The sequence below is a fragment of the Paenibacillus sp. FA6 genome (assembly GCF_051550225.1).
Lineage (GTDB): Bacteria > Bacillota > Bacilli > Paenibacillales > Paenibacillaceae > Paenibacillus_AQ.
Genome location: NZ_CP188820.1, coordinates 2887191 through 2912474 on the forward strand (window position 1 = coordinate 2887191; position 25284 = coordinate 2912474).

At 40.1% G+C, this 25284-nt stretch carries 24 protein-coding genes, 1 tRNA gene and 2 pseudogenes; 10 read left to right on the forward strand and 17 right to left on the reverse strand.

Annotation, left to right across the window (positions count from 1 at the left end; translation table 11 throughout):
* Window positions 1-3 precede the first annotated feature (3 nt).
* From ACP8HI_RS13575 to ACP8HI_RS13600, 6 genes are all read right to left on the reverse strand, one after another.
* Window positions 4-783: a hypothetical protein gene (locus ACP8HI_RS13575; protein WP_438351572.1), complete on the reverse strand. Its 780-nt coding sequence runs from the start codon at window positions 781-783 to the stop codon at window positions 4-6.
* 124 nt (window positions 784-907) lie between these two features.
* A complete protein-coding gene (locus ACP8HI_RS13580; RefSeq protein ID WP_438351573.1) occupies window positions 908-1210 on the reverse strand; it encodes a hypothetical protein in 303 nt (100 codons plus the stop codon).
* 182 nt (window positions 1211-1392) lie between these two features.
* A complete protein-coding gene (locus ACP8HI_RS13585; RefSeq protein ID WP_438351574.1) occupies window positions 1393-1578 on the reverse strand; it encodes a helix-turn-helix domain-containing protein in 186 nt (61 codons plus the stop codon).
* Window positions 1579-1833 carry a helix-turn-helix transcriptional regulator gene (locus tag ACP8HI_RS13590; protein WP_438351575.1) on the reverse strand — a complete coding sequence of 85 codons (255 nt, stop codon included), beginning with the start codon at window positions 1831-1833 and terminating at the stop codon, window positions 1579-1581.
* A 208-nt stretch (window positions 1834-2041) separates the two neighbouring features.
* A complete protein-coding gene (locus ACP8HI_RS13595) occupies window positions 2042-2851 on the reverse strand; it encodes a hypothetical protein (RefSeq protein ID WP_438351576.1) in 810 nt (269 codons plus the stop codon).
* A 24-nt stretch (window positions 2852-2875) separates the two neighbouring features.
* Window positions 2876-3205: a hypothetical protein gene (locus tag ACP8HI_RS13600; RefSeq protein WP_438351577.1), complete on the reverse strand. Its 330-nt coding sequence runs from the start codon at window positions 3203-3205 to the stop codon at window positions 2876-2878.
* A gap of 170 nt (window positions 3206-3375) precedes the next feature.
* Between ACP8HI_RS13600 and ACP8HI_RS13605 the strand changes: the two genes are divergently transcribed.
* Entirely contained in the window at window positions 3376-4005 is a 630-nt protein-coding gene (locus ACP8HI_RS13605) for a helix-turn-helix domain-containing protein (protein WP_438351578.1), read from the forward strand.
* Between the two features lie 129 nt (window positions 4006-4134).
* Window positions 4135-5511, forward strand: a complete 1377-nt coding sequence (locus tag ACP8HI_RS13610) for a site-specific integrase (protein ID WP_438351579.1) — start codon at window positions 4135-4137, stop codon at window positions 5509-5511.
* Between the two features lie 462 nt (window positions 5512-5973).
* Here ACP8HI_RS13610 and ACP8HI_RS13615 read toward each other — a convergent pair.
* Window positions 5974-6207 (reverse strand): annotated as a pseudogene (locus tag ACP8HI_RS13615) (YolD-like family protein); the annotation flags it as partial.
* Between the two features lie 252 nt (window positions 6208-6459).
* Between ACP8HI_RS13615 and ACP8HI_RS13620 the strand changes: the two are divergent.
* Window positions 6460-6987 (forward strand): PH domain-containing protein, encoded by a 528-nt coding sequence (locus ACP8HI_RS13620; RefSeq protein WP_438351580.1) that lies wholly within the window; start codon window positions 6460-6462, stop codon window positions 6985-6987.
* Window positions 6988-7234: 247 nt separating this feature from the next.
* Here ACP8HI_RS13620 and ACP8HI_RS13625 read toward each other — a convergent pair whose 3' ends face one another.
* Window positions 7235-7570, reverse strand: coding sequence for a YolD-like family protein (locus ACP8HI_RS13625; protein WP_438351581.1), 336 nt, complete (start codon window positions 7568-7570; stop codon window positions 7235-7237).
* Between the two features lie 13 nt (window positions 7571-7583).
* The gene (locus ACP8HI_RS13630) at window positions 7584-7778 is read right to left on the reverse strand and encodes a hypothetical protein (protein ID WP_438351582.1); all 195 of its coding nucleotides are present in this window, start codon (window positions 7776-7778) and stop codon (window positions 7584-7586) included.
* A gap of 148 nt (window positions 7779-7926) precedes the next feature.
* Here ACP8HI_RS13630 and ACP8HI_RS13635 point away from each other — a divergent pair, with 148 nt between their 5' ends.
* Entirely contained in the window at window positions 7927-8451 is a 525-nt protein-coding gene (locus tag ACP8HI_RS13635; protein WP_438351583.1) for a hypothetical protein, read from the forward strand.
* Between the two features lie 254 nt (window positions 8452-8705).
* On the opposite strand, the gene ACP8HI_RS13640 is transcribed toward ACP8HI_RS13635, so the two are convergent.
* Window positions 8706-8831: a YjcZ family sporulation protein gene (locus tag ACP8HI_RS13640; RefSeq protein ID WP_438351584.1), complete on the reverse strand. Its 126-nt coding sequence runs from the start codon at window positions 8829-8831 to the stop codon at window positions 8706-8708.
* Window positions 8832-9603: 772 nt separating this feature from the next.
* On the opposite strand from ACP8HI_RS13640, the gene ACP8HI_RS13645 reads away from it, so the two are divergent.
* Both ACP8HI_RS13645 and ACP8HI_RS13650 read left to right on the forward strand, forming a co-directional pair.
* Entirely contained in the window at window positions 9604-9933 is a 330-nt protein-coding gene (locus tag ACP8HI_RS13645; RefSeq protein ID WP_438351585.1) for a hypothetical protein, read from the forward strand.
* Window positions 9934-9955: 22 nt separating this feature from the next.
* On the forward strand, window positions 9956-10210 hold the full coding sequence (locus ACP8HI_RS13650; RefSeq protein WP_438351586.1) for a hypothetical protein: 255 nt from the start codon (window positions 9956-9958) through the stop codon (window positions 10208-10210).
* Window positions 10211-10626: 416 nt separating this feature from the next.
* On the opposite strand, the pseudogene ACP8HI_RS13655 reads toward ACP8HI_RS13650, so the two are convergent.
* The 3 genes and pseudogenes from ACP8HI_RS13655 to ACP8HI_RS13665 form a co-directional block, all read right to left on the reverse strand.
* Window positions 10627-10734 (reverse strand): annotated as a pseudogene (locus ACP8HI_RS13655) (phage terminase small subunit); the annotation flags it as partial.
* Window positions 10735-10938: 204 nt separating this feature from the next.
* Entirely contained in the window at window positions 10939-11172 is a 234-nt protein-coding gene (locus ACP8HI_RS13660; RefSeq protein WP_438351587.1) for a hypothetical protein, read from the reverse strand.
* A gap of 271 nt (window positions 11173-11443) precedes the next feature.
* Window positions 11444-17839: a phosphodiester glycosidase family protein gene (locus ACP8HI_RS13665; RefSeq protein WP_438351588.1), complete on the reverse strand. Its 6396-nt coding sequence runs from the start codon at window positions 17837-17839 to the stop codon at window positions 11444-11446.
* A gap of 968 nt (window positions 17840-18807) precedes the next feature.
* Here ACP8HI_RS13665 and ACP8HI_RS13670 point away from each other — a divergent pair.
* Window positions 18808-19287: a DinB family protein gene (locus tag ACP8HI_RS13670; RefSeq protein ID WP_438351589.1), complete on the forward strand. Its 480-nt coding sequence runs from the start codon at window positions 18808-18810 to the stop codon at window positions 19285-19287.
* 153 nt (window positions 19288-19440) lie between these two features.
* Here the strand turns inward: ACP8HI_RS13670 and ACP8HI_RS13675 are convergent, their stop codons facing one another.
* Entirely contained in the window at window positions 19441-19836 is a 396-nt protein-coding gene (locus tag ACP8HI_RS13675) for a hypothetical protein (RefSeq protein ID WP_438351826.1), read from the reverse strand.
* 305 nt (window positions 19837-20141) lie between these two features.
* On the opposite strand from ACP8HI_RS13675, the gene ACP8HI_RS13680 reads away from it, so the two are divergent.
* Window positions 20142-21224: an AI-2E family transporter gene (locus ACP8HI_RS13680; protein ID WP_438351590.1), complete on the forward strand. Its 1083-nt coding sequence runs from the start codon at window positions 20142-20144 to the stop codon at window positions 21222-21224.
* A gap of 53 nt (window positions 21225-21277) precedes the next feature.
* On the opposite strand, the gene ACP8HI_RS13685 is transcribed toward ACP8HI_RS13680, so the two are convergent.
* Window positions 21278-21946: a uracil-DNA glycosylase gene (locus ACP8HI_RS13685; protein ID WP_438351827.1), complete on the reverse strand. Its 669-nt coding sequence runs from the start codon at window positions 21944-21946 to the stop codon at window positions 21278-21280.
* Window positions 21947-22040: 94 nt separating this feature from the next.
* A tRNA-Leu gene (locus tag ACP8HI_RS13690) sits at window positions 22041-22126 on the reverse strand.
* A 236-nt stretch (window positions 22127-22362) separates the two neighbouring features.
* Here ACP8HI_RS13690 and ACP8HI_RS13695 point away from each other — a divergent pair.
* Window positions 22363-23136, forward strand: a complete 774-nt coding sequence (locus tag ACP8HI_RS13695) for a VCBS repeat-containing protein (protein ID WP_438351591.1) — start codon at window positions 22363-22365, stop codon at window positions 23134-23136.
* Here the strand turns inward: ACP8HI_RS13695 and ACP8HI_RS13700 are convergent.
* The gene (locus tag ACP8HI_RS13700; protein WP_438351592.1) at window positions 23103-24545 is read right to left on the reverse strand and encodes a SulP family inorganic anion transporter; all 1443 of its coding nucleotides are present in this window, start codon (window positions 24543-24545) and stop codon (window positions 23103-23105) included. The genes ACP8HI_RS13695 and ACP8HI_RS13700 overlap by 34 nt on opposite strands.
* A gap of 458 nt (window positions 24546-25003) precedes the next feature.
* Between ACP8HI_RS13700 and ACP8HI_RS13705 the strand changes: the two genes are divergently transcribed.
* Window positions 25004-25192: a hypothetical protein gene (locus ACP8HI_RS13705; RefSeq protein WP_438351593.1), complete on the forward strand. Its 189-nt coding sequence runs from the start codon at window positions 25004-25006 to the stop codon at window positions 25190-25192.
* The last annotated feature ends 92 nt before the right edge of the window (window positions 25193-25284 follow it).

The following is a 25284-nucleotide window of genomic DNA, read 5'->3' on the forward strand; positions in this document are numbered from 1 at the left end:
CTCCTATATATCATTCATGAAATCTAATCGTCCTTGAGCTTCCGTAGACCCCGAACTACCAAATTCACTATTTTCCAAATAATCTTTGTATCTTTCTTCATTTAAAAAGGTTTTAGGATGCTTGATAAACTGTGATTCCGTTTTTAATAGATTGCATTGAGTTTGATAGTTAGTAGCACATTGAATAATGACGTTTGGGTCCTCGCCTGCTTTGATTACCTTTTCAAATGTCTTAGCAGCTTCTTTCTTTGCTACCTTTCTAGGGTATGAATTCCAAAATAATTCAAAATCAGATGTATAGTCTTTTTTATTGTTATTATTAACATTATTATCATTATTGTTTATATTGTCGGGTCGTCGTTGCTTTCGGCGAGGGTTCGTTAGGTTTTCGTCGTTGCCTTCGTCGTTGCTTTCGTCTCTATCGGTATCCTGATAAACAGCGTAGTTATTGATGTTAATCAACATTCCTTGCGTTGCTTTCGTCGTCGTGATCATCGTTGCTTTCGCGTTGCTTTCGTATACCCCTTCGTTGGGTTTTCGTAGCCACTCTAAAATTTGATAAACTTGGTCTTTAGTTGGACGTTCAATCCTAGCACCAACACGCCATTTACAAGCGTTTATGATTTCTGGAATGGACGTCCTTACCTGACCGCGTTTAAGTCCTTTGTAAGTCGAATGTTGCGCTGAAACAAGGAGATAAACCCACACCTTGATGTATAAAGGAGGCTTTTCCCATATTTCGCTTTCGATGATCTTTCGATGAATACTTATCCATCCGTCCATTTCACCACCTACTTATTAATATTCTGTAAACTTTCCAAAGGCTGCGTCCGAAAATCCAGACAAAACTCGATCTCCTTCTGGATCCACAATTCACTCGCTCTGATATCCCGACAGCTATTTTTCATCAGGCATCACCATTTGTCTGATTAGATCGAACAAATTCCAAATATGATTCATACAATCCTTGTGATTCAATAAACTTAGTCTGTAGCGAACTAACATTTCTCAAATGCTCAAAAAAGTCATTCTTCTTGACCTTGGTATCTTTAAGTTCGTCTAGAGCTATAGCAGCCTTATGTTCTGCCTCAGTAGCCTTGATACGCTCTAATTCGATTGATTTTTCCAAGTGGAACTTATATGCAAAAAGGTACTTGTTTTGTATGAAATAGCTTCTGATAGACCATACTTTGGATGATAGTCTCTTCATTTCTAGCACTCCCTTATTCGATAGGAGCCCTTGTGCAAATTGATACCTTTATGTATAATGTGCGCAAGGAATCCTATATTTGATTTATGTTCGCCTTAACTCCCCGCCAAGGTATTGTTAAGGCGATTCCACTTTTTTTGGACGCTCTCTTATCATTTCAATTATCATTAATCTACGCCGCCCTAGGCCAGTTTTACTTGTGATTTCTCACCACGTAACCAATCCTCGATTACTTCCCTATGAAATAAAATACGTCCTCGAATCCTGATATGTGGAATCTGCCCCTCTCTTGCCATAGCATAGATGGTTGTGGTGGACACGGAAATCAACTCACTAACCTCGATCACTGTTAGAGTTATTTTTTGCATTTATATCACCTCCTTGAAGTCATTATCAAACATCATCCTGATTCGTTCTAAAGCATCTACTTCCCTACCGAAAAATACATGATTCAATGATACGCCATATACTTTCAAGAGCCGAAGAGAAGGAGACAGCTTTGCGCATTCGCTATTACGTTCCCATCGTCTTAACGTTCCTGAAGAGATTTCAGCTTTCTCTGCGGCTTCTTCAATTGTTAAATGGCAATTTTCCCTTGCCATGCGTAAAGTTATTTGATACATATCCTTTCGCCTCCATAAATTGAAATTGATGTTCTGTGATTGGCTCAGTACAATGATCAATTCTCTCTTTATATCAATCTAGTGAATGAATTTATAACAATAGCCAGTTAGTAAACACCGATCCAAGCAATATACCGACAACGAACGTGACACTGTACAGAACCGCATCCCTTTTTTCACCATGTACCATTGTCTGCTCACCCCTCTTTCATATTCCCCATTGATCTTTAAGTTTGTTTATCAGCTTCATTATCTCGCCATCATCCTTTGTAACATCCGGATGAAACTTCTTAGATAGCGTTCGATAGATTAACTTCAACCGCGCCTTATCTTCCTCACCGTAGGTACTAGGAACATTAGCGTAGTAACTACTATAATCTTCATAGTTGTAGTTACTTTGATTACTGCTTTGATAACTACGTTCTTGATATTCCTGTTGTGCTTTCTTTTGTGCCTTTAGCCGTTCCAAATATTCAGGACACCGCAATTCTCCAAAGACATCAAAGCAATATTCATAAGTATCGTTACCGTATAGCTGATCGAAGTCTTTCTTAGCTTGGTGATAGATCTCAATGATCTCTTTGTGTTTCTGATCAGTCTTGAATTCCTCTGTGGATTCAAATTCAGCAGCTACCTGGTCAATGATTGGCTGTAACTTTTCATAGATCATATCTTGTAATTGTTCTTCTGTAATATCCATAGCTTGGAGCTTATCCTGAAGCACACTCGACATATAGTGATCTCCAACCCACGAATCTATCAAGCTGTAATAGCCCATCGTACAGATAACCCATTGCTTCTTCTTGACCTTCCCATCTTCTCTATAACTCTCGTGTATAGAAATCTTAAAAGCGTCTAGGATGGGCCTGTAGAAGCGTTCACCTCTATAGTGGAAGGTGTATTTAGTATCTGATAGCTTTCCATTCATTGAATAGGAGAACGTGTCCACAATCAATTCTTTGTAAGCTCCGTATGGATTGGGCTTCTTGTTTGTAATCTTCTGGATTACACAGTACATGCTTCACACCTGCCATGCTTAGTATTAATAATCTGAATTGCAGTACGCTTGATTAGCTTCTTCCAGTGTCTTAGAGTCGAACCGGTTATTCATGCTGCGGACTAGCTTACTGGTAAATGTCTCATCTAAGCCCATCATTTCAGCAGCTAACACGGCATAGCCCAGACAGCTGTTATTATTCCATTCCTGTGATACCATGCGCTCTGCTACTTGATAACCTGATTGGTATGCCTTACTTAATAGAAGCTCCACCTCATCCAGCAAACAAATCATTTCAATTGCTACGCCTTTGGGAAAATGCCTCTTTTCTAGTTCAATGCGTTTCTTAGTTGTTGTGTATTGCAGATTGTCCATTGTTTTGTTCACCTCCGCTTTACTTTCCAAAAGAATATAAAAGAACACTTTCTTGATACACCAAGTATTCTTGATAAACAAAGATTACCATGCGGTATCTTGGTATGTCAAGAAACATTTGATATATCGAGAATTTGCGTATATTATAATATTCAAAGGAGTGAAAACGCATGGAACTAAACGAATTAGGAAGCCACATTAAAATGTTGCGAAAAAAAAGGGGAATGACATTAATGGAATTAGAAACTCTGTCCGGTGTTTCTAATTCGTATCTATCCCAAATAGAAAATGGCAAATTCAAGCCATCTACTGATATTCTAGTTAAGCTAGCCGGGCCACTAAGGGAATCGCCACTCAATTTAATAGTAAAGGCAGGGCATGTTAGTAAAGTTATCGCGGGATCTGATAATTTGAGACATGACGCAAGAGAAATACTTATCCGAGCTAAGAATCAGTTAACAAAAGATGGAGAACTCAATCCTGACGCAAAGATTAATATTGAATCTTTTCTAAAAGCAAACAAAATAACTTCAATTACAACTGATAATTTATTCGATGAATTAGAAAAAATAGAAAATAATAATGATTGGACTACAGTGATAAACATAGAAGGCTTTTCGTACGGTGAAATTCTTGACAAACTCGATCAATTAGGTTTAAAAAGAGAATTGTCAAGCCCAGAGTTAAATGATCTTCTTGCTAATTCGCATTCACTTATGTATAAAGGGCACACAATAACCGATCAAGACCGCAAGCTAATTACCAATTTCTTAGACGCGCTGTTCACTAATAGAGAATAAATTAGTGACACTCGACTTAACACGTAGATTCGAAAACACTGTAAACCATTGATGCATAAGGATTTGTTTGAATTAATTCGTTAATCTTCTTAATGCGTAGGTATACATAAATGAAAGGAGTGTGAAGGAATGGCTAATATTAGGCAACGCGGTTTAAACACATGGGAGTTTTGTGTAAACATGGGAAGAGGACCAAACAACAAATATATAAGAAAATTCAAAAATATTGAAGTCACCGAAAAGATGACTCCTAAGAAGCTCCAAGAACATTTAGAATTTGAATATGCAAAGTTTAAACAGGCGTTAGAAACTGGGGAGTACATTACACCTGGGAAGAAGACATTCGAAGAATTCATTCCTATGTGGAGAGATAATTATGCAACTTCTAAACTTTCTCCTACAACGCTTGATGTTTACGAAAGCCATATTGAATCACGGCTGATCCCCACCTTTGGACACTTATACCTCGAACAGGTCAAGCCCGGTCTAATACTCGACTTCCTGAAAGCCCTAGAGAAGCCTGGAGCCCGATTAGGCAACCATAGGTTGCAAACACCAATAGAACTCTCAGATACACCTGACGATTCAGATCAGCAGCTAAGCGAAATTGATCTTAATGATCCTAAACAAAAGCCCTTAGACTTCGGTACTATCGGTTACATATATAGAGTGCTTAAAAATATACTTACTCGGGCTGTGGAATGGAAGATGATCGCATCAAATCCCATGAGCGGGATCAAGAAGCCAACACCTGATATCGAAACAAAGAAACGAAAACAACTGGAACAGAAGACTAATCCACAATACTACAATGAAGATGAAGCACAGGCTGTAGTGGATGCTCTCTATAAAGAGTCTATGAAGTGGCGACTGTTCATACTAGGGTCAATGATTGGCGGTTTTCGTCGTGGTGAACTTGTAGCTCTTGAATGGCCATTCGTATTTTTTAACGATAATAGTATGTCTATAGAAAACAATATCCCAATGACCAAGGGTGGTAAAGCCATTGAGAAGGATCCGAAATCATTAAGTTCCATCCGTAACGTTGATATGCCTGAGTGGTATATGGCAGAATTGCAGTTGTTCTATCAGGAGTGGGAAGAAGAGAAGGAAAACCTAAGGGATAAGTGGTTGGGTGAAGATCGTCAATTCGTCTTTCATAACGGCACTGGAAAGCCGTACTACTACAAACACCCTTCTCGTTGGTGGGAACGCTTCTGTGAACGTCATAGCTTAAGGTACATCAAGTTCCATGGACTACGCCACAGTATGGGCACACTACTCATTGAGGATGAAGACGAATCACAGATTGACAATATACTAATCGCTATTCAGAAAAGGCTAGGTCATTCTAGACTTTCAACGTCTGCTGATATTTATGTTCACTTAACGAAGAAGGTTAAGAAACGGACATCTGGGAAGTTCGATAAATTTGCTCGTAAAGATGCAGTTCCCATTGAACATGTGAATCAACCAGAACCACGACAATTGAAACTGGTTAAATAATCAAAAGGAATACCGTCTCATCATGTGCCGTTAATCTGCCGTTAAATTTGCCGTAAAAGTAAAATAAATCATTGTAGAAGAACATAACAATAATATAAAAACCCTTTATTTATAAGGCTTCACAAGGTTTTATTCTATTCAAGAATAAGACCAAACTCACTTTGACAGGGTAGGGGTCACTGGTTCGAATCCAGTACAGATCATCCATATCTCACTTATTAAACCCTTATTCTATAAGGTTTTTTTCTTTTTTATAGGACTTAATCATATTGGTGAAATACCCCTTATTTTGAATTTGGGGACGGATTGGGGACGAAATTTTAAGAGTGTTATCGCACGATAGCGCCAAAACAGCTAAAAAAATACCTCGCCGACCTTTTTGGGTCGGTGAGGTATTTTTTATTATGTTAAGATAATCAATCAATTCAAGATATAAACCTTCTGTATGGTCTTCACAGAGATCTACCATTTCATCCGTTTTAGATTCGATTGCAAGATATCGATAAACGGAATCTTTAGCAGTCCCTCATACCTCGTTTGTATATGTACTCTCTGCGTTGCTGTATCCATTTTCATGACTGTTACTGTTTCGCTAGCCTTCCAAATCGTGAACATAAGCTGTGTGGAGTCCTCTATGGACTGCCCTAATTTCACATGTAACTCCTGCAAATCGGATTCGTCCCTCGTAGGTCGTGATACTTTGCTTTTCCTGGTGGTTTAGGATTGAGCTCATAATCTATTGCCTCCTTTGTGATAGTAAACGGAGTATAACAAACGTGTGTTTGCATCACAACATAAATATTAACAACATTAATAATCCTTACCTTGGCTAAAACAAAGTTTATCCTAATATAGTATGGAAACATTTCCCTAGCTCTGATAGACTGTATTCAAGTCATATTTTAGTAGCGAATACCTCAACCGATGAGGAATATCAGGGGTGATAATATGCCTAACCTAGAAGAGATATTTAATCAGTTACAAGCAATTGATGGCGGAACCAACTTTCTAAAAAATAAAGAAATCAAAGAACTTCCGAATGTTTTAACTGCAGGCGAACGCATAGAAGCAATAGCTAAAGGAAGATACAGCAAACAGCCTGGTCTTATTATAGCGACTGACAAACGAGTAATACTGATATTCAAAATATTATTTAACTCAAAAATAGAGGACTTCCCTTACGAAAAGATCACTTCGGTTCAATATGAAAAGAAGTCATTTCTAAAATTAGGAGAAATCACGATACTCGGATTTGGAAATACAGCTGTTATAGACAATATGGATAATAAACACGCTCAAGTTATCTCTGACTTTATTAGGAATAAAGTTATCTCAGCCAAGACGCCTGAATCCAATCAAGCGGCTCCAACCAACAATGACGTGTTGTCCCAGCTAGAAAGACTAGGGAAACTTAAAGAGCAGAACCTTATAACCGATGAAGAGTTCGGCGAACAGAAGAAAAAACTATTAGGGTAAGTAAAGTTGAGTCGTTATGGGTCATATTATGAAATTTGGAATGCGGAAACCCAGTCTCAAAAAACGCATAGCAGCTCGTACAAGTATCAAGCGTCAGATCGTCCATCATCTAGGAATAAAGATGCCTAGGGGATATGAGAGCGTCTGACAAGGTAAGGATAAGTTTCCTTAGCGATGATAAATAAACACCCTGCCGACCAATAAAGGTTTGCGTGGTGTTTTCTTATGTTTTCGGAGTGCCTTAAATTCACACTTCAGCCGCTATAATATCCTCGAATTTGATCAACTCCCATTCACCATTTCTAAAATACAGTCTGATTTCTTTGTGAAATGTATTGATCGTATTCACAATACCTCGTAACTCCCGATATTCGAATGGACCAAACAATTGAAGCGTAACAGATGCGTGATCCCTGAGTGATTCTCTAAGCGCTTGTTCTATCATCTCCCATTGCTGCTCGTTTAGTATCGGCTTTACTCGCCTTTTCGACTCGCGCTCTTGTCTCAAGATGGCTTCCCTGTGTTGGGGGATGATCATGCGTGAAGACTCATACAAACCGTTCCCTTCTAGCTTCTTCCCCATTATAAGTAACCTCCTATGCTGTTCTTGTGATTGGTTGCCATGCCAGCACATTGTCTAAGCGAAATGTTCGCGGTGATCCAGTCTTAAGACAGATCGCTTTAATCAGACCATTGCGAATAGCATTCACCTCAATACGACGCTGTGTGATCTTTCCTGATCGATCCATATAGATAATCTCTACTACTTGACCGACATTTTTTATTGGCATGACATTCACTCCATTCAGAACATTTGTTCTTATAATATGCGAGCGAATGTTCTTTATTCAAGTGTAGATAAAATACCATTATAGGATATTGGTATAATTTACCTAGTTCTGATAGACTAACTATAGAATTATCAGAGGAGGAAATTAATTGAAGAGGTCTATTATATTTACCGTGATATTAGCGTTCGTAATTTTGACAGGATGCAGTAATAACTCAAGTGATGCACCAGCGACTGAAGTTACTGCGAACCCACAAGCTGAAGAGATAGAAACCCCTGAGGTGAAACCGGAAATCGAAGTCAAAAAAGAAAAGAAACTCTCGTTAGAGGAACAATTAGCTATTCAATATGTGAATGTGTATCTTAATGGAACCGATATTGAAGCAAAGAAGAAATTTGTCGATGAACAAGTTCACCCTGAAACCAAACAGGTATTAGAACTTGCTGTCTCGGTAGTTACTGCTGAAGATAAAAGGTTTTTAAACCCAAGAGTTGTCGAAACAACAGACTTTGAAAACGCTGGAAAGAAAGGGACATTAACTCTTGTGGAAGGTGATGGAGATAAGGAGTTTATTGCTCTAATAATGGATGATAAGTTCGGATGGGGATTTATCTCAACAGAAACAAATGAGGGAATGAAAAAATCTTTTGAGGAAATGCGTTCTAAATTTTAAATTGAATATAGAACAAGTAATCGGAGTGGCAGAAGAGTATCTAACGATTCCAGTCGTGTGAAGGTACGCACTGCTGATGGTCCTGTTTGGCTTCCTTACGTGGATATTAAGCATGTCTCACGAGTAATAGATATGTTTAATCAAAAGACCACTGAGGCATAAGCCAAAGTGGACTTTTGATTAACATGAGGTGCATCAAAGCAACAATAACCCTATCATGGTATGCAGCGTCTACATTATGAAGAAGTATTAATTTAGATACAGAACGTCTTAGCGATTATAACAAGCAAAATGAACAATACTAATATCCCTGCTGAACCCATACCACCAATACCACAACCCGCACCAATTCCGCCAACTCCATCAATTCCATAACCCATAGTAATTCCTCCTTTTAATTGAGTACACCATACTATATGGGGAATTATTAAATGAAGATTGGGTTTAATGGCAATGAAGATTTAAGTCTTAAATCCAACCTTTTTATAGAAACCGTGTGACCTAGTGGCTTTAGATCGAGTATCCAAAATCACCTTTGAGGGGTATTAGTGAAACTTCTCCAATCCAAATAACCACCTGGAGCTATGCTTTCACTAAAATATATTTTACCTGTACTTCTATGCTGCATACTAGCGGTCTTAGTTGTAGTTCCGCTGTTTTTTATATAAACTTTCACATGACCATAACCCGACTGAACAGTAAAAACAGAGATAGCGTTTGTACCGCCAAGACTAGTATCAAATAAAGGATCAAGTAATCGTAGCTCTATTATAATGTCAGTAACACTCCCTGTTGGTACGGTAATTTCACTGACCGTGCCTTTCGGTGTCGGAGATTCTTGAATACTTGGTGAAGAGGATGCAGTCGATCTACATATGCTGGGTATGAAACTGAAGGACGCGAACCTGATTTCGATACCCTGATTCTTATATCGTAAAAGTGCGCAACTCATTCTATGGACACTTAGAGAATACGACTAAATAAAATAAATGATAAAAATATCAAACTTTTATAATTCTCTAGTGTTTATTATATTAAATACAATTATTAACTATCACTAAACCACTATGTGAATATATGTATTTACATATTTTAGAATATATTGTTATCTCACCTAAGGAATTTCAAATTATATTTCAGGAAGATTCATCTATGAAAAAGACATTTAAGGTATTACTAGTTTCTCTTTTCATTTTCTCTGCGTTAGTACCTTCTGTAGGAGCTCAAGCTGTAGAGGTCAGTTCCATTATTACCAGTGAAAACATTAACACAGGTTTTACTGCTCCCAAAGCAATTACACCTGATCTTTCGGAAGCAATTAAGAGAGCGACTTTTGCAACTCCAATTAAATCAAATGAATTGATTAGCTCACGAGCTGCAACTCTAACTTTAGTTCAATCGGGGTTGAATGTAATTGGATTTGCTGGCGCAGAGGTCTACTATATGGTTACTGATGTAGCTGGTAACAGGTATGTCCAATAACCTCTGAAGGGGGGTGAATTAATTGCTTAAGAAGTCTAGATTAGTAGTAGCTTCATTATTAGGAGTAGCGCTTTTATCTGCGGGTATGTATACTACTAAAATTTCTGATAATGAAAAATTCAATCCTAATCCTGATTTTACAAATGAAAGAATAATTTCTATCTCAGAAAAAATAGAACTTCAACAATCACTCAGTAATATTGTTACAGAGTTTGGTACTTTCAAAAGATCTGATATGAAATTAGAAACTCCTCACGTTGGTAAAGAAAATGTTTAAATAAGGCGGGATTTGATGGACGTCAAAAAAGAACTACATATAGCTGCAGCTAGTAATCAAAGGGTGACCGTAAAGCTCAATAACGGTGAAAAGATAACTGGAGTAGCAGAAGTATCAAACGATGCCGATCGTGCCAAGGTTAGGACGTTAGAGGGTCCATTGTGGGTACCATATGGGGAGATAGAAAGGGTGTCTCGGGTAATAGATATGTTTCACTAAGCGAAAGACCACTTTGGCCTCATGCCTCTGCGGTCTCTCTTTTTCACTATCGTGTTCCGTTAGTTCCATAGATGAATCCTACTTTATATATTCAATAATAGCCCTGATTACTGTCTGTGTGGTATTGTGATCAATCAGGTATTCTTTTCTGTTTGTCGGTTAGTTCCCCTTCACGTAGACCACTTTGATTATCGGAAGGGTGCACCCTTTTTACATTCCCACGCATAATGTTGTTTCCAACTCTTTACCGTATTACTGAATACGCCATACTTTTCGGAATTCTCTTTATATTTCAGACCATCCATGTAATCTTTCTCGGCTTAAACATGATTGTCAGGCACTCATTACTACCACTTATTTCCAATTACCCAAACCTTACATGAAATATTGAATACTAACAATATAATTGATAAACTATCCAACGCACTTCGGAAGAACAAGTAAGTGAGCATTCCAACTTTGTATTCACAATAAAAAAGTCGCCTAGTGGCGACTGATTGCTCGAAATGTTAACTCTTGTTTTCTTCACTCTTAATCCATTCATTAAATTGTGCCACCGCTTTTTCGGTATGGACACCTTTATATTTCTTGCCATCTTCGTAGTAGAATATCGCATCACTATCAAGATCATCTTCAACTTCGGCTTTAATATAAAGTATTTTCTCTGCAATCAATAGTTTAAAATTACCTTCATCATCTTCTACTGGTATTACTTGTTCACTTTGCTCTTCCTCAGTTTCCATTGTACAACCTCCAAATAATAGTCTTATTGGATTATCGCATTTATGTACAAAAATGAATAGCACCGGTTAAGATACTACTCAAACAACGCACTTTCTCTCATACTATATATCGGGTATCTTACAACGTCTCTATCCACTATATAATGTTTAACTTCCCCTGATTCATGTGAAGTCCAATCTTGGATTTATCTGCTGAACTAGCCCTCCTCTTAAACTTAAAATACAAAAAACAGACCGCCCATCCAAAGACAGCGGTCTGTTACCTCATTATTTATTTCTTCATAACACTCAACAGGTTGATGATCATCTGCGCGCTTTCGGCGCGAGTGCCGTTTTGTTTCGGTTCAAACCGTCCTTCAGCACGTCCTTGCATGAGTTCAAGTCCATTCGCCTCGCTAACGGCCTCTTGCGCCCACTGTGGAGCAACGTCAATGTCGGTAAACGCTGTAATCTTCTTACTCACTGTCGATGGACTACTCATTTCGTAGCCATAAGCACGAACAAGCATAGCTGCCATCTCCTGACGTGAAACTTTTGCATCCGGTTCAAATTGTGAAGATGTCTGACCATTAACAATGCCAGCTTCTCTTGCCAACCCAACGGCTTCCGCATACCATTTGTCAGATGCTACATCTGTAAACATGGGTACTGATTGACCACTCAGACCGAGTGCACGCACCAGCATAGCCGTGAATTCTGCACGCGTAACCGCTCGGTTTGGATCAAACTGATCCGCTGCTACGCCTTGCACAAGTTGTTTCGCCGCCAGTTGTTTCACGGCATTATATGCCCAATGAGTCGGCAACAGATCACTGAAGGCTTTGTCATATTCTAAAACAATGAATTTACTGAAATGACTGATCGGTGCAGATAGATTGCCCTCCAACCATTCGCCCTTAATATATTCTAACTTTCCAGCATCATTAATATAATATATGCCGAGTAAACTTCTATCCGCATTCGAAGCTATATGATAAGAAATCGTAATTGGCTCTGCAAACTGTCTTAACGAGAAATTATCTCCTTGTTCTGTCGTGATGCTAAGCGACCAATCCCTTAGATCACTGAATGCCTTCAATTTCGCTCCCGTAGCTCTGCTTGCACGATCTATCAGTTCCGATGTAATGTCTCTAGATATTACATCCAATCGGAGTGAGATCGTACTGTTGGCAGCGGCACCAGCAGGTACCAAACCACTTATTTCAGCCAGCACTTTGGCGGGGATCGTAACGGACAGATCAGTCGTATTAACTCTTAGCGAAGCACCACCAAGTAGTTCAACAACATTCCCCTGCATAATCAGTTCAGTAAGGGCTTCGTCAACAGAAACAATAACCTCACCTTGGGCATTTGGTTTTGCGGATAACTGCGCTGCTGTTATCTTCACAACACCCGGTTTAACTATAGCACCTGGCGAAGGTGACGGGGTTGTTGTTGGTCCAGGTGTTGGTACCGGATCTGGTGTCGGAGTTGGCTCAGGTGTCGGTTCCGACGTGCCATTGGTTACAGTCAACGAGGATTCAGTACTTAATCCATTGTAAACTGCATGAATGGTAGTTTTCCCTGGACTAAGAGCACTAATCTCACCATCTCCATTTATCACAGCTATTGTATGATCAGAAGTGTCGTATACAACACCTTCGAACAACTCCTGCATGCTTCCGTCACTGTATACCGCCTGTGTGACAACTATTCCTTTACTTCCTCGTTCCAACGAGTCTGGTCCATTGATCGCTATATCTATTAGAACAGGAGTCTCGTCATTCGTGACGATAAGATTGTAATCAGCGGAAAGCGCTCTGTAAGTTACGGATATAACTGTAGATCCTTCCATCCGAGCTTCAATAAGTCCCTGTTCATTGATCGTAGCTACATCCTCATTTGAACTATAATAATGAAGCCCATCAACGATTGTAGCCCGTTTTCCTGATGCGTATACAGCTTCTGTTACCGTTTGGTCAACATCATCCGGTTTAAGCTGTCTGGTTCCTTGTAATGAAATGGATTGTAGGAGGTCCACTGTAATCGTACTTTCCGCATACATATTCGGGTAGCCTTCGATAGTTGCTCTTACTTTAGCAGTACCAGGGTTCACAGCCGTTACCAACCCGTTCTTATCCACGGTTACTGCAACTTTTGCCGCATCACTAAGGACTGACCAATTCACCTTTGTACTATTAGCAATGCTCGAATCCACCTGAGCGTGTAGCTGAATGCTTTGACCTGGCTCAAGTTCTACCTCGGTATGATCTAGTGTAATAGAATCCGGTATATATTTACCGATTACCAACCGATCTATTTCAGTGCCATCGAGTGTTCTTGCGATAACCGTTATCTCATTTCCTTCAATCTCAACAGCAGTGTAGATTTGTTCATCTTCATCATATATTTTCTCCTGCCATACCCGAGGAGTTAGTGCATAGAATTTAGGACCAGAGGAACCACCGATAACATATCTCGTTCCTTCTCCTTCAGCTACTTGCTTGCCATCCTTCATCGGAAAGGTTCGCAAGTAAATATGGTCATGACCGTTCATAACAAGATCAACGTTATACTTATCGAACACCGGCACCCAAGCTGACTGCACTTTCTCATTCGAGTAGATGCTACCATAAGGTCCCTGGTGGAAGAATACGACCTTCCATTTCTTATCGGTAGCCGAAAGATCCTGCTCTAGCCACTGTGTCTGATCTGCAAACTGGCTACCAGAATGCTCTGTATTCATGACAACAAAGTGGGTATCCTTCATATCAAAAGAATAGTTACTCCCCTTCACACTTGCAGCACCATTCTGTGGGTTGTTGAATTGCGCCAAATAATCACCATCGCCATTCGTACCCATCACTTCGTGGTTCCCTATTATTGGGACAAGCGTTGTGTTCACCAACTGTTTCTTCGCAGCTTCGAACCACCAGTTCCACTGTTCTTGCTCGAATCCTTTGTCGACCATATCCCCTGCGTGTACGAGCATTTCTGCATCCGGCATGTAATCAAAGGCCGCCTGAATGGTGTTACCCCATAAACTAAACCCTGCTTTAGAATCTGCCTGGGAATCACCGATGAAAAGGAACTTCGTGGAGTCATTCTGATCCCCACTCGTAACAAACGATCCCTGCTCACTAACGTTCGTCTTCCCATCACCTACACGGTATACATATTCAGTCCCAGAAGTGAGACCGACCGCCTCCACTTTATGGACTCGCATCGTTCCATCATTGTTCGTGTTGTAGATCGAACTTCCTCCGGAAATTCTCAGCACATTCGTGTCTTGAAAACTAGTGAAGTCCGATTTCTCAACGAGTTCAACCATTGTATCTGTCGTTAATGGCTCTGTTTGCCATGTAAACTGACGAGATGTTGCTGCTTCCAATCCCATCGTAACATTAGTATTACGCGGTTCAGCAGTACCGTCATAAGGAGCAACCTTGAACGTCATGACAGGACTATAGCTATTGCCCTTCACCGCTTGAATCTTGAATGTTCCTTCTGACGAAGTCGCAGATCCGGTTGTTAACATTCCGTTCGAACTGGAAGAAGCCCCTGCCTCAATTCCATCAATCAACAGCTTCGCATCTTCTACAGCACCCCCACCAAGACTCTCCTTGACAGTAAAGGAAGCTTCTAAGCCCTTGGCGATATTGTAATGATTCCAGGAGAGTGCTAACTGTGTTTGTACAATAGATTCCGTAGGAGCTCCTATGAAGCTAATCGGCACTCCAGTCCCTTCCGTTGAAGTTACAGAACCAGATGAGTTCTCAATCACGAACGTCTTAGTTATGTCTCCTGCAGCCTGTTCCAACGTATAAGGACCAACATAATCATTACGGACCGTATATTGAATTTGACCGATCATATCATCGTCACTTAAGTTAGATTTATTTATATCACTCAGGTTCAGGCGAACCGTTCCCACAGCCGAATTAATGACCGATTCCATTTCCTGTTCTGATACCTTACTTCCTCTAATCACTTTCAGGTCTTTCACTGCATCTGGATTAAACGTAAAGATGATATGTCCTTCCTTCAACTTACTTGCCTTCTCCGCAGTAACATCTAATGTATACGTATTTCCGGCATACAGTACTTCAGGTGTTGTATATTTATAGAAAGGTGATCCTAAATTCACTATAAAGTACCATTCTTTTATCGTCTGGTTGCCACTCATGTCCCTGATCGCAACTTTCACCTTATGGCGCCCCTCTGCTAGAGGAACCTTAGGTATATAAGTGATCTGCCCCTTTGGAGGATAAAATCCATGCTCTACTAATTGATCGTCTACATACACGCGTGTTTTCGCCGGATCAATTAAAGTTGTACCCGGATGAACAACCGGATCGTATCCAGCATCTTCTCCATTAACCGAGAGTGTCGGTGTTGCTGTTTTGATCATTTCGTTGGCCGCAGGATATGCATCCTTAATGACCGGAGGTGTTATATCCTCATCTAAAGGACCGTAGACGGCACGAATATCATCGACGTAGATCGCACCTGCACTTTTATTGAGATTGCTCGTCTCCATATACCGAACGGGCATATCCATCGTCAGAGGTGTTGCTTTTCCCTTGGGAACGGATACTTCGACGTATTTCCACCCCGTCCAGTCCACACCATCACCCGGATTTGTAAAATCTACAGCCACAGCCGCGTTGTTACCATCACGAATCTGTCCACGTAGCCAGTGCTTTTTGCCATCCCCGTAAATCCACATGCTTATCTTCTCGGGATATCCAGGGATCTGGATACGATTATCTATCGAACTAGCGGACACATATGCACCGGATGTACCGGTTTTATTAGTGAAATCATATTCCAACTTCAAGGATTTATCCCCACTACGTACAAAGTCCTGATCCGTCACTTCCATGATCGAGACACTGTTAGCAGCTGCGTTTGATGCTGTATATTTACCAATTCCATTTTCAAAATCCTGCAAAATTACTGGAACTAAGCCTACATTCACCTCAAAGGAGGTTTCCACATTGCCGTACTTAGCAAAAATCTTACCATTTTGTCCGTTTTCGCTTGTCGCCTGAAAAAAACCGTTTTTATCTACCGTTCCGATCTCACCTTCGACTCGCCACTCAAAGCTATGGTTATCCGCCTGAATGACCTGTCCACTTCGTAGTGCCTTCACCGTCAGTTGTGCAGTTGCGCCTGAAGAATACGTTTTGATCTCATCAGGAAACTTAAGTTCAGTCAGTTGTTCGACCACTTCAATTTCACCGCTGCCATTGACAGCCCCCGCAACAGCAGTAATATTCCCTGTCCCAGCAGATGTCCCAGCAGTGAAGACTCCGTTTGCATCAAGGGTTCCGAGATTCGGATCCACCTGCCAATTCAGTGTTCCAGAATACGGAGCTGAATGGCCATTCTCATCCACCCCTGCAGCCTTGAATGTAAAGCTTGATCCTTGTAAAATACGTTCCGCATTCGGCTGTACCACCAACTTAGAGGCTGCAGACTTCTCTGGCGCTGTGTTGACGAGCAGCAAGCTGTTGCCCGTTTTCCGTTCGTACCCATCCGATCCCTGATTCATCATTTTCACACCCGTTGTTCCTGGCATTCTTGCTACAAAGGTGGAAGAGCCACCACCATCGAGGTTCATGGCGTTAACAACGTCCATATCCTTCAGAATATTGCCTAACTCGTCCGTATCGACACCCTCACTGAAACCAGGTGATCTCCCATCAATTTCAATCAGGACGACGCTACCGTCCGCTTTAGTGCCAATCGCCGTGCGTGGGTGTATCCCTAAAGGTCCAACGCCTTGTTGAACCACCCCATCCTTTACAAGTGCCCCCGATCCTCCAATGGCAACCTGTACATCATTCCATTCCCCATCGAGCGTAAAGGTTGCGGTAACCTCATCTCCCACCGATAGCCCTTGCAACACAGCACGTGATGCACCCTGAGCAGAGAGTACGACTTTACTCTTAACAAGCGGCGAATCCCCCTGATTGTTGCGAATCTCGGACACTTTCATTTTGATGGTCTGCCCACTCATCACTTCACCTTCGAGGATATCCAGTACAACCTCATCGCCCTCATCGGTCGACCTAGTAGACGTGCTATAATCTGTCGTGTACAAAACGAGCTCATCCGTATTCCGATAACGGTTGATGCTAGTTAAATTGGTAGTCTTTCCGTTAATAGTCACCGTTTTGCTCAGCTTCGGCACACCATAAATGGAACTACCATCGGGTTTTAATCCGAAAGTAAAAGATGAAATAGAGCTGTTCAATATCACTCCGTCATCCACAAACAGACCACTAGGAACCCCCGTCGCAAAGCCCGAGATCTCATAGAAATCACCGTTAATCCCAGCGATAACACGATTTCCTGGCGAGTCTGTATAAGCAGCCATCTCCGTTACACTTTTCATACCGTAAACTTTGCCATCCTTCGTACCAGCCCGCAACTCTAGATTTGGATTGTGCGGGTCAAACTCCACTGTATGTATTTTCTGTAAACCACGATCATTCTGAAAATCCATCCACGTATACATTGCCCCAGGTGCAAGCTCTGTCTTACGCACATCAATCACGGAACCATAGTCCGTTAAAGGCAGATTAGATATGGATGCATGAACAAATGCTCCAGGTTGGAATAACGAAATAAGAAGAACTACAATAACGGCTACATTCATTTGACGTAAATACTTTTTCACTTTGCTGATATCCCCCTCGTAGCTGTCCTCTTAATTATCTGATATTAGACAACATCATAGAGTTCATTCTAACTATGAAATGTAATGGTAAGATTAAATCTAGCAAAGCATATTGTTAACTTTGAGATAAAACTATTTTCATCCATATTCATCTTGATCACAACAAATACCGCCTATCATTCGAATTGTTACGAACCAATAAATAGCGGTATTAGTTGTATTGGCTGACGGGATGAGCTACTAACCCACTATAATTCACTATAGTATAAACTTTTTCCTACTAGATTGTGACCGGAAGTCATGAAAGCTCTTTGTGTTATGTGCTGAGAAGGAATCTTTTATTTTGATAAAGAAAAGAATGCTAGAAAAAGTGATGTTCAAAAAGTTGTAGAATTTCCTGTTGTATTCCAACGTGCAACCAAGGAGTAATAATGACCGCTTCTGACAAGTTCTTAAATAACCACAAGCGATTACGGTAGAACTTGGCAAGTAAGTACACTTCCTACGGAGGACTTGTACTACTATATTCAACATACTAACGACATATTCTATTTGTCAGAGGAATAAGCTCTTTATCCCCGTTTCCCTCCTGATCATGCTTAAAACGTACAACGATAAGAACCTTACACACAGCGATTGCGGTTAACTGAAAAGCAGTTTTAATTCAAGGTTATAATCCACTTTAAGTAAATCTCTTGAATAAATGGAACGCATGTTCTATACTCTTCTTATAAATAGCAAACTAATATGTTTAAGGAGACGTTTCTATGGTGAAACGAATCACAACGCAGTTTATTGATCCAGATTATCTCATGATGATTAATGGCATAGCTTATAACCCTAAGGAAGGGAGCTAATACCAATTCACTTATCTAGCTGTATGAGAGGGACTTTTGCGCGCGGACTAGTGATGAGCTGAAATAATTGCAGTTTGAAAGACCATAAAAGGACAAAGGAGTGATTAGACTATGTCAATTGAGATGGAAGATTTAATCAGATCATTCGAAGAATGGGTTTTATTCAGTAGTAATTTGAAGGATTTAAATGAAGAGGTTTGGGATTCAAGCATTGAACAAGGAAAGTGGACCATTCGATCCATTATCAGTCATATCATGTTATGGGATAAGTATTTTTATGAAGAGGCCATTGAAAAGATTGCATCTGGTAAACAAGTAACTCTTAAACACTTAAATTTTGATGATTTTAATGGCAAGGCAATAATATATGGGAGTACCATAACAACATGCGAATTAATTGAACAAGCGCTATGGTATCGAAAGAAGATCATTGAGGATATTAGAGCATTGTCAGATGAGGAGATCGAACGGAATTATATAGATGAGGATGGCAATATATTTAACATTCCGCAATATCTTAAAGATTTTATATGGCATGACCAACATCATATGAATCCATTAAAAGAATATCTAATCACAATAAAAGCTTAATTTTGAAATACACATCTGTCATTCGACACTCAGTCCCCTACAATAGGAGCAATCTAAGGGGACCGACGTCGTGAATATAAGATCGTCAGCAGAAACTCAATACATTTATTTAAATGATTTGAGACTGTTTTAAAACCTCGTTTTCAAAGTTGCTTAAGGAAATATGAATTCCACTCGGCTTCCATCCGGATAACCCTCAAGCTGGTTCCCTACCCAACTGCCTGCACCTCTGTTATCACTCGGAGATATGTATTCGATATCGGCACCCGCTCCGCCTTCCTTACACATGGCCATGGGCCACTCATCTCGGTCGAATCCTTTCTTTGTTGGAATTCCCCTTAATGAGTCAGCACGATTACTCTCTGCTCCCGCTCGGTCAATGGTACATATAGCAGAATATCCAGATTCTATAGCATCCTTAATGTGTGCTCCTGTCGCTGGATAACGATCCAATGGAAACTCTAAGTAGTAGTCTGCATCTGTAGTAACTTCAACAACCATCTTCTTCTCGGGTATATCAATAAGATCGAAATAATACAACCCTAGCATGACTACCACTGCAAAAATAAGACGAACAATAGATTTTTTTGTTTTCTTCAAGCTATGTACTCCCCTCATGTAAAAAAAGCTTCTGTGTGACTTTGAAATATACCATATTATTAAATTTGTTGCTACGGGAACAACCCAATTCCCCAAATACTAATTATGTATTTTATTGAGTTTAGCCACTTTTTGAGTCAAGCAGGGTCATACGTGGTGAATACAGATAGGGTCCTCAGAGCATTCATTAAATCGGACGTTCACTATCTCTTTGAAAAATGGTTTGGGAATAATAATAAGTTGGAGGGATTTCAGTGAATCTGAGTAAATACTTACGTACCTGTTTGAGTATCATAGCTACAATGCTTATCATTTATTTGGGTTTCGAATTAAGTTTTATTTTACTACCCTTACTATACGTCTTTAATCTATTACTTGCTCCTCTTATACTCTCTGGCTTTATGTTCTATTTATTACGGCCCATCGTTAATTATTTACAAAGGAAGAAAATCAATAGAAGCGTATCCGTCATCCTTATATATTTAGCATTTTCTGGACTACTAGTTCTTTTCTCAATTATCGTGTGGCCAACACTTCGCAATCAACTATTAACATTCATTGATAATGCTCCACATTTAGTAACAGATCTGCAAAGTCAATTACAGCATTATCAGCAAACTCCCGTTTGGTCCAAAGTAATTCCTTCAGAATCGGAGCTTTATTCTCGTTTAACAGACTCCTTAAACAGCCTGATATCCTTGATTACCAACTCCGCATCAAACTTTGTAGCTGTTATATCTAACGTAATCATCATCTTTGCTACGATACCTATCATTCTGTACTATATGCTTAAAGAAGGTAGTAAACTTCCCTCCAAGCTTCTTCATTTCATTCCACGTCGCTACCAAAGAGAGGGGAAAGAGATATTTAAGGAGATTGACAATGCCTTAAGTCAATTTATTGTGGGTCGTGTGCTGCTCAATCTTATATTGGGTGTCATGTTGTATATTGGATTCTTAATTATCGGTCTTCCCTATGCTCTACTTCTAGCTGTGATTTCTGCTGTTGTTAATCTCATTCCATATGTCGGTGCCCTGTTAGCAACTGTTCCAGTTGTTATTGTTGCACTTACGGTCTCACCTTCTATGGCCATCTGGTCAGTAGTTATCATTATCATTGCCCAGCAAATTCAAGATAATATATTGTCACCCATTATATATGGTAAACAACTTGATATTCATCCATTAACAACAGTTATTCTATTATTAATCGGTGCCAAATTTTTCGGGATTATGGGTGTCATCCTTGCCATACCAGCTTACATGATTATTAAGATTATCCTCGTTCATATCTATAAAATATTTCTCTCTGATAAAATCGAAGACTTTATTGAATAAGCGGAGTGATTCAGCGATTCATCCTTCAGCTTCTCCCTACTCCCGAATAATGTCTAAAGATTAGGAATGCTCCAGTTAATCGGCCCTGCTCCTACATATTCTAAAAAATCATTCGTCTGAGAGAAGGGTTTACTACCAAAAAATCCACGGTACGCTGCCAACGGACTTGGATGACTCGATTGAATGACCTTATGTTTACTCATATCTATTAGCGATGTTTTCTTCTGCGCGTGACTCCCCCAAAGAATAAATACCAAAGGATGATCTCGTTCGTTTAATTTCTGTATGATCGTATCCGTGAAATTCTCCCACCCCATCGCTTGATGAGAAGCAGGTTGTCCCTCCTGCACCGTGAGTACGGTATTCAGCATAAGGACCCCTTCCTTCGCCCAATGCTCAAGAGAGCCGTGGTTTGGGGCTTCCACCGATAGATCTGTTCCTAGTTCCTTATAAATATTTCTTAACGATGGTGGAATTCGTACTCCAGGCACGACCGAGAAGCTTAGTCCATGAGCTTGTCCAACACCATGGTATGGATCTTGCCCTAATATAACTGCTTTGGTTGTGCTGTATGATGTAAGCTTAAGCGCTTCGTATAAATATTCCTTGGGAGGAAGTATCGTCTTATGCGCGTATTCATCCGTTATCTTTTGCTGTAACTCTATAAAATAAGGCTTCACCATTTCAGCTTGTAATTGTTCATCCCAATCATTACCGAACATCCTCATCTCCCCTTTCATTTTCATATTTATTACAAAAAAAAGCCGACTCCATAACTCAGAGCCGACTCATTTCCATCTAAATCTTCAATCATGATGCCGAGAACCGGGATCGAACCGGTACAGTAGTCACCTACCGCAGGATTTTAAGTCCTGTGCGTCTGCCAATTCCGCCACCCCGGCATAAACAGGTATGAATCCTCTGATTTCTATAACGGTAATGCGTGAATTCAACTTTTTTATTATATGATATATTCTAAACAATTTCAAGCTATTTCATAAATAACTTTTTTACAGCGCAAATTAATTGTTTGCACATGACAGATAACACATTCGTTATGGAGGAGATGATACACCTCACATCTTTGCCCTCCCCATCATAGATTGTAGGTAATTACCTATATGAAGGAGCAATTATCATGATGCAACCCATGTATGACATCCCCCAATATGATGTAAGACAGCCAGATCAGACTGCAAACAGTGAGATAATTCTAGATCATGCATCCGCGGATGTAACAGGAGATCGCGTCCCTGACCAAATATGGCTCACAGGGGTTAAACAAGATGCTACAAGTCCATTTATAACCGACATTTCTATTGTCATTCAGGATGGTGCCTCCACAAGACGTTATCGGATCAAGCCCAATCAGAATTCTGGATATAATCCACGTCTCTTTGTGGGCGACTTCACTGGAGATCGAATTGCAGATCTATTAGTAACGATCGATAGCGGCGGATCAGGGGCGACAACGTATGACTATTTGTACACCTTTACTCAGGGCAAGACACAACTTATATTCAGCTCTGAAGCGTATAACGACTATTGGAAATACACAGTAACCTATCTAGATGGTTATCGACTGCAATTGATTAATAGCAATACAGAACAAGTATATACACTGGACATCACATCTCGCGGTAAAGCTTATTTGAATGAAATCTATCATCCTAACGGAACGTTGAAGGCACCTATTGAGGGTTGGGTAGACCCTCTCAGCGGATTATATCCAGTTGACTTCGACCGAGATGGGGTTTATGAGTTAATGGCATTCCAAGGCGTAAGCGGACTGTATCATGCTGATCGATTTGGTTATGTTGAGAATAATTTGAAATGGCAGAATAACGGGTGGACGTTGCAGAACCAGTGGTTTGCAATTTACGGAGCACCAATCTTATCTATTAAGGTCTGACTTTCCTCATTCAGTCCTACAATTTGAACCTTCTTACCAAGCTGCTCATATTTCGAGATGACTTTCGATATGGCTGTAACAGCAGATTGATCCCATACATGCGAGCCACTGAAATCAATTTTAACATGGTCAGGATCCTCTATATATTGAAAAAGGCTAATAAACTGAGTCATCGTTCCAAAGAACATTTGACCTCGAACCTTATATTCCTTATGCCCATCCTGACCGATGGATTGTTCCAATCTGACCTTCCCCATTTTCCAAGCGAAAAATAAAGCACTCAATAACACGCCTGCAATAACTCCATAAGATAAATTGTGAGTCACGACGACAATCGCTACCGTAACGATCATGACCAATGCATCCGTGCGTGGAATTCGGTTTAATTCTCTCAATGAGTTCCAGTTGAATGTACCTATACAGACCATGATCATCACACCCACAAGTGCGGCCATAGGAATTTTGGTAACCACGGGTCCCAACACTATAATAAGGAACAACAAGAATACACCTGCAATGAGTGTGGATAATCGCTTGCGACCACCAGATTTTACATTAATAACAGATTGTCCAATCATGGCACAACCCGCCATTCCTCCGAAGAATCCAGTAACGACATTAGCTATCCCTTGTCCTCTTACTTCCTTGTTCTTATCACTGGATGTGTCCGTCATCTCATCTAAGATCGTCGCTGTTAGTAGTGACTCAAGAATGCCCACAATTGCCAATGAGAAGGAATAAGGCAAGACAATAAGTAAAGTATCTAGTGAAAAAATAACCTGTGGAATATGAAGGAATGGTAATGTGCTAGTAATAGCCCCCATATCACCGACCGTATTAATATTCAGTCCCATACTTATTGATATAATGGATACGACAATAATAGCAACAAGCGCAGAGGGAATGGCTTTGGTGAAAAGAGGTACTATATAAATAATGGCAAGTGTTAGAGCAACCAACGCATACATGACCCAGCTCTGTCCTTTGAATTGCGTCAGTTGGGCTATAAAAATCAGAATCGCTAATGCATTCACGAATCCATTCATAACCGAATGGGGTACAAAACTAACCAAATGGCCAATTTTCAATTTACCCATGACGTATTGAATGACACCTGTAAGTATCGTTGCTGCAAAAAGATACTCAATCCCGTGCTCTTTGACTAGAGTCACCATAAGTAGTGCCATAGCTCCCGTAGCTGCTGAGATCATCGCAGGTCTTCCACCTACAAAGGAAATGACAACAGCCATACAGAACGAAGCATACAGACCTACCATCGGGCTAACGCCTGCAATAATAGAGAATGCGATTGCTTCTGGAATCAGAGCTAAAGCAACCGTGATACCGGATAACACATCTTTTCGAGTATTACCAAACCAAGTAGAGTTGTTCAATTGTATAGCTGTCAATATCTTACTCCTCCTATTTCTATATTTATTAATAGATAAAAATACAAATAAAAAAATCCTTACAAAGCAAGGATTTCTGAGAAAGTGGACCTTGAGGGACTCGAACCCCCGACCGCTATAACTAACTGAACTAGTGCAATCGTTTTTGCATGTTTTTAAGAGTTCATATTCCTTCTATAAATAAAGAATTAACATCAATACGCTTGCTCTGTTTCAAAATTTATGTTAGCAAATAGCCAATGGGCCTTCCATCCTCGTTGCTTTCTAAAGAATTATATCATTGAAGTCAATCTACTGTCACTCCTCATCATCCCTAGCTACATTAATAACTACCCCAGGCTCCTAGGATGATAATACTGTCTACTCTGCTTTATCTTCCCAGCTAATTTATCCAGGAGAAATGTTCGTGGGGAGCCTCAATAGTTGAAATAAAAAAGAGTGACATTGGATTTCAATCTATGGGAAGCGTAATTTGGACTATGATCACTGATGACTATAATCCTGAAAAATTAAGCGAATTTTCCGATGGGACCTACATTGTTGGTAAAGACATAGAACCAGGTACATATAAGAGTGATGGTTCTGGATCTTATTGGGCTCGTCTAAGTGGGTTCTCTGGTGGGGCAACATGGAAAAAAATAAAATAAACTCAAAGAAAAATTATATTTAGCTGCATCCAGTAATCAGTGATCCACCTTAAAGCTCCATAGCTGCGAAATGGTAAACGGAGTAGCGGATG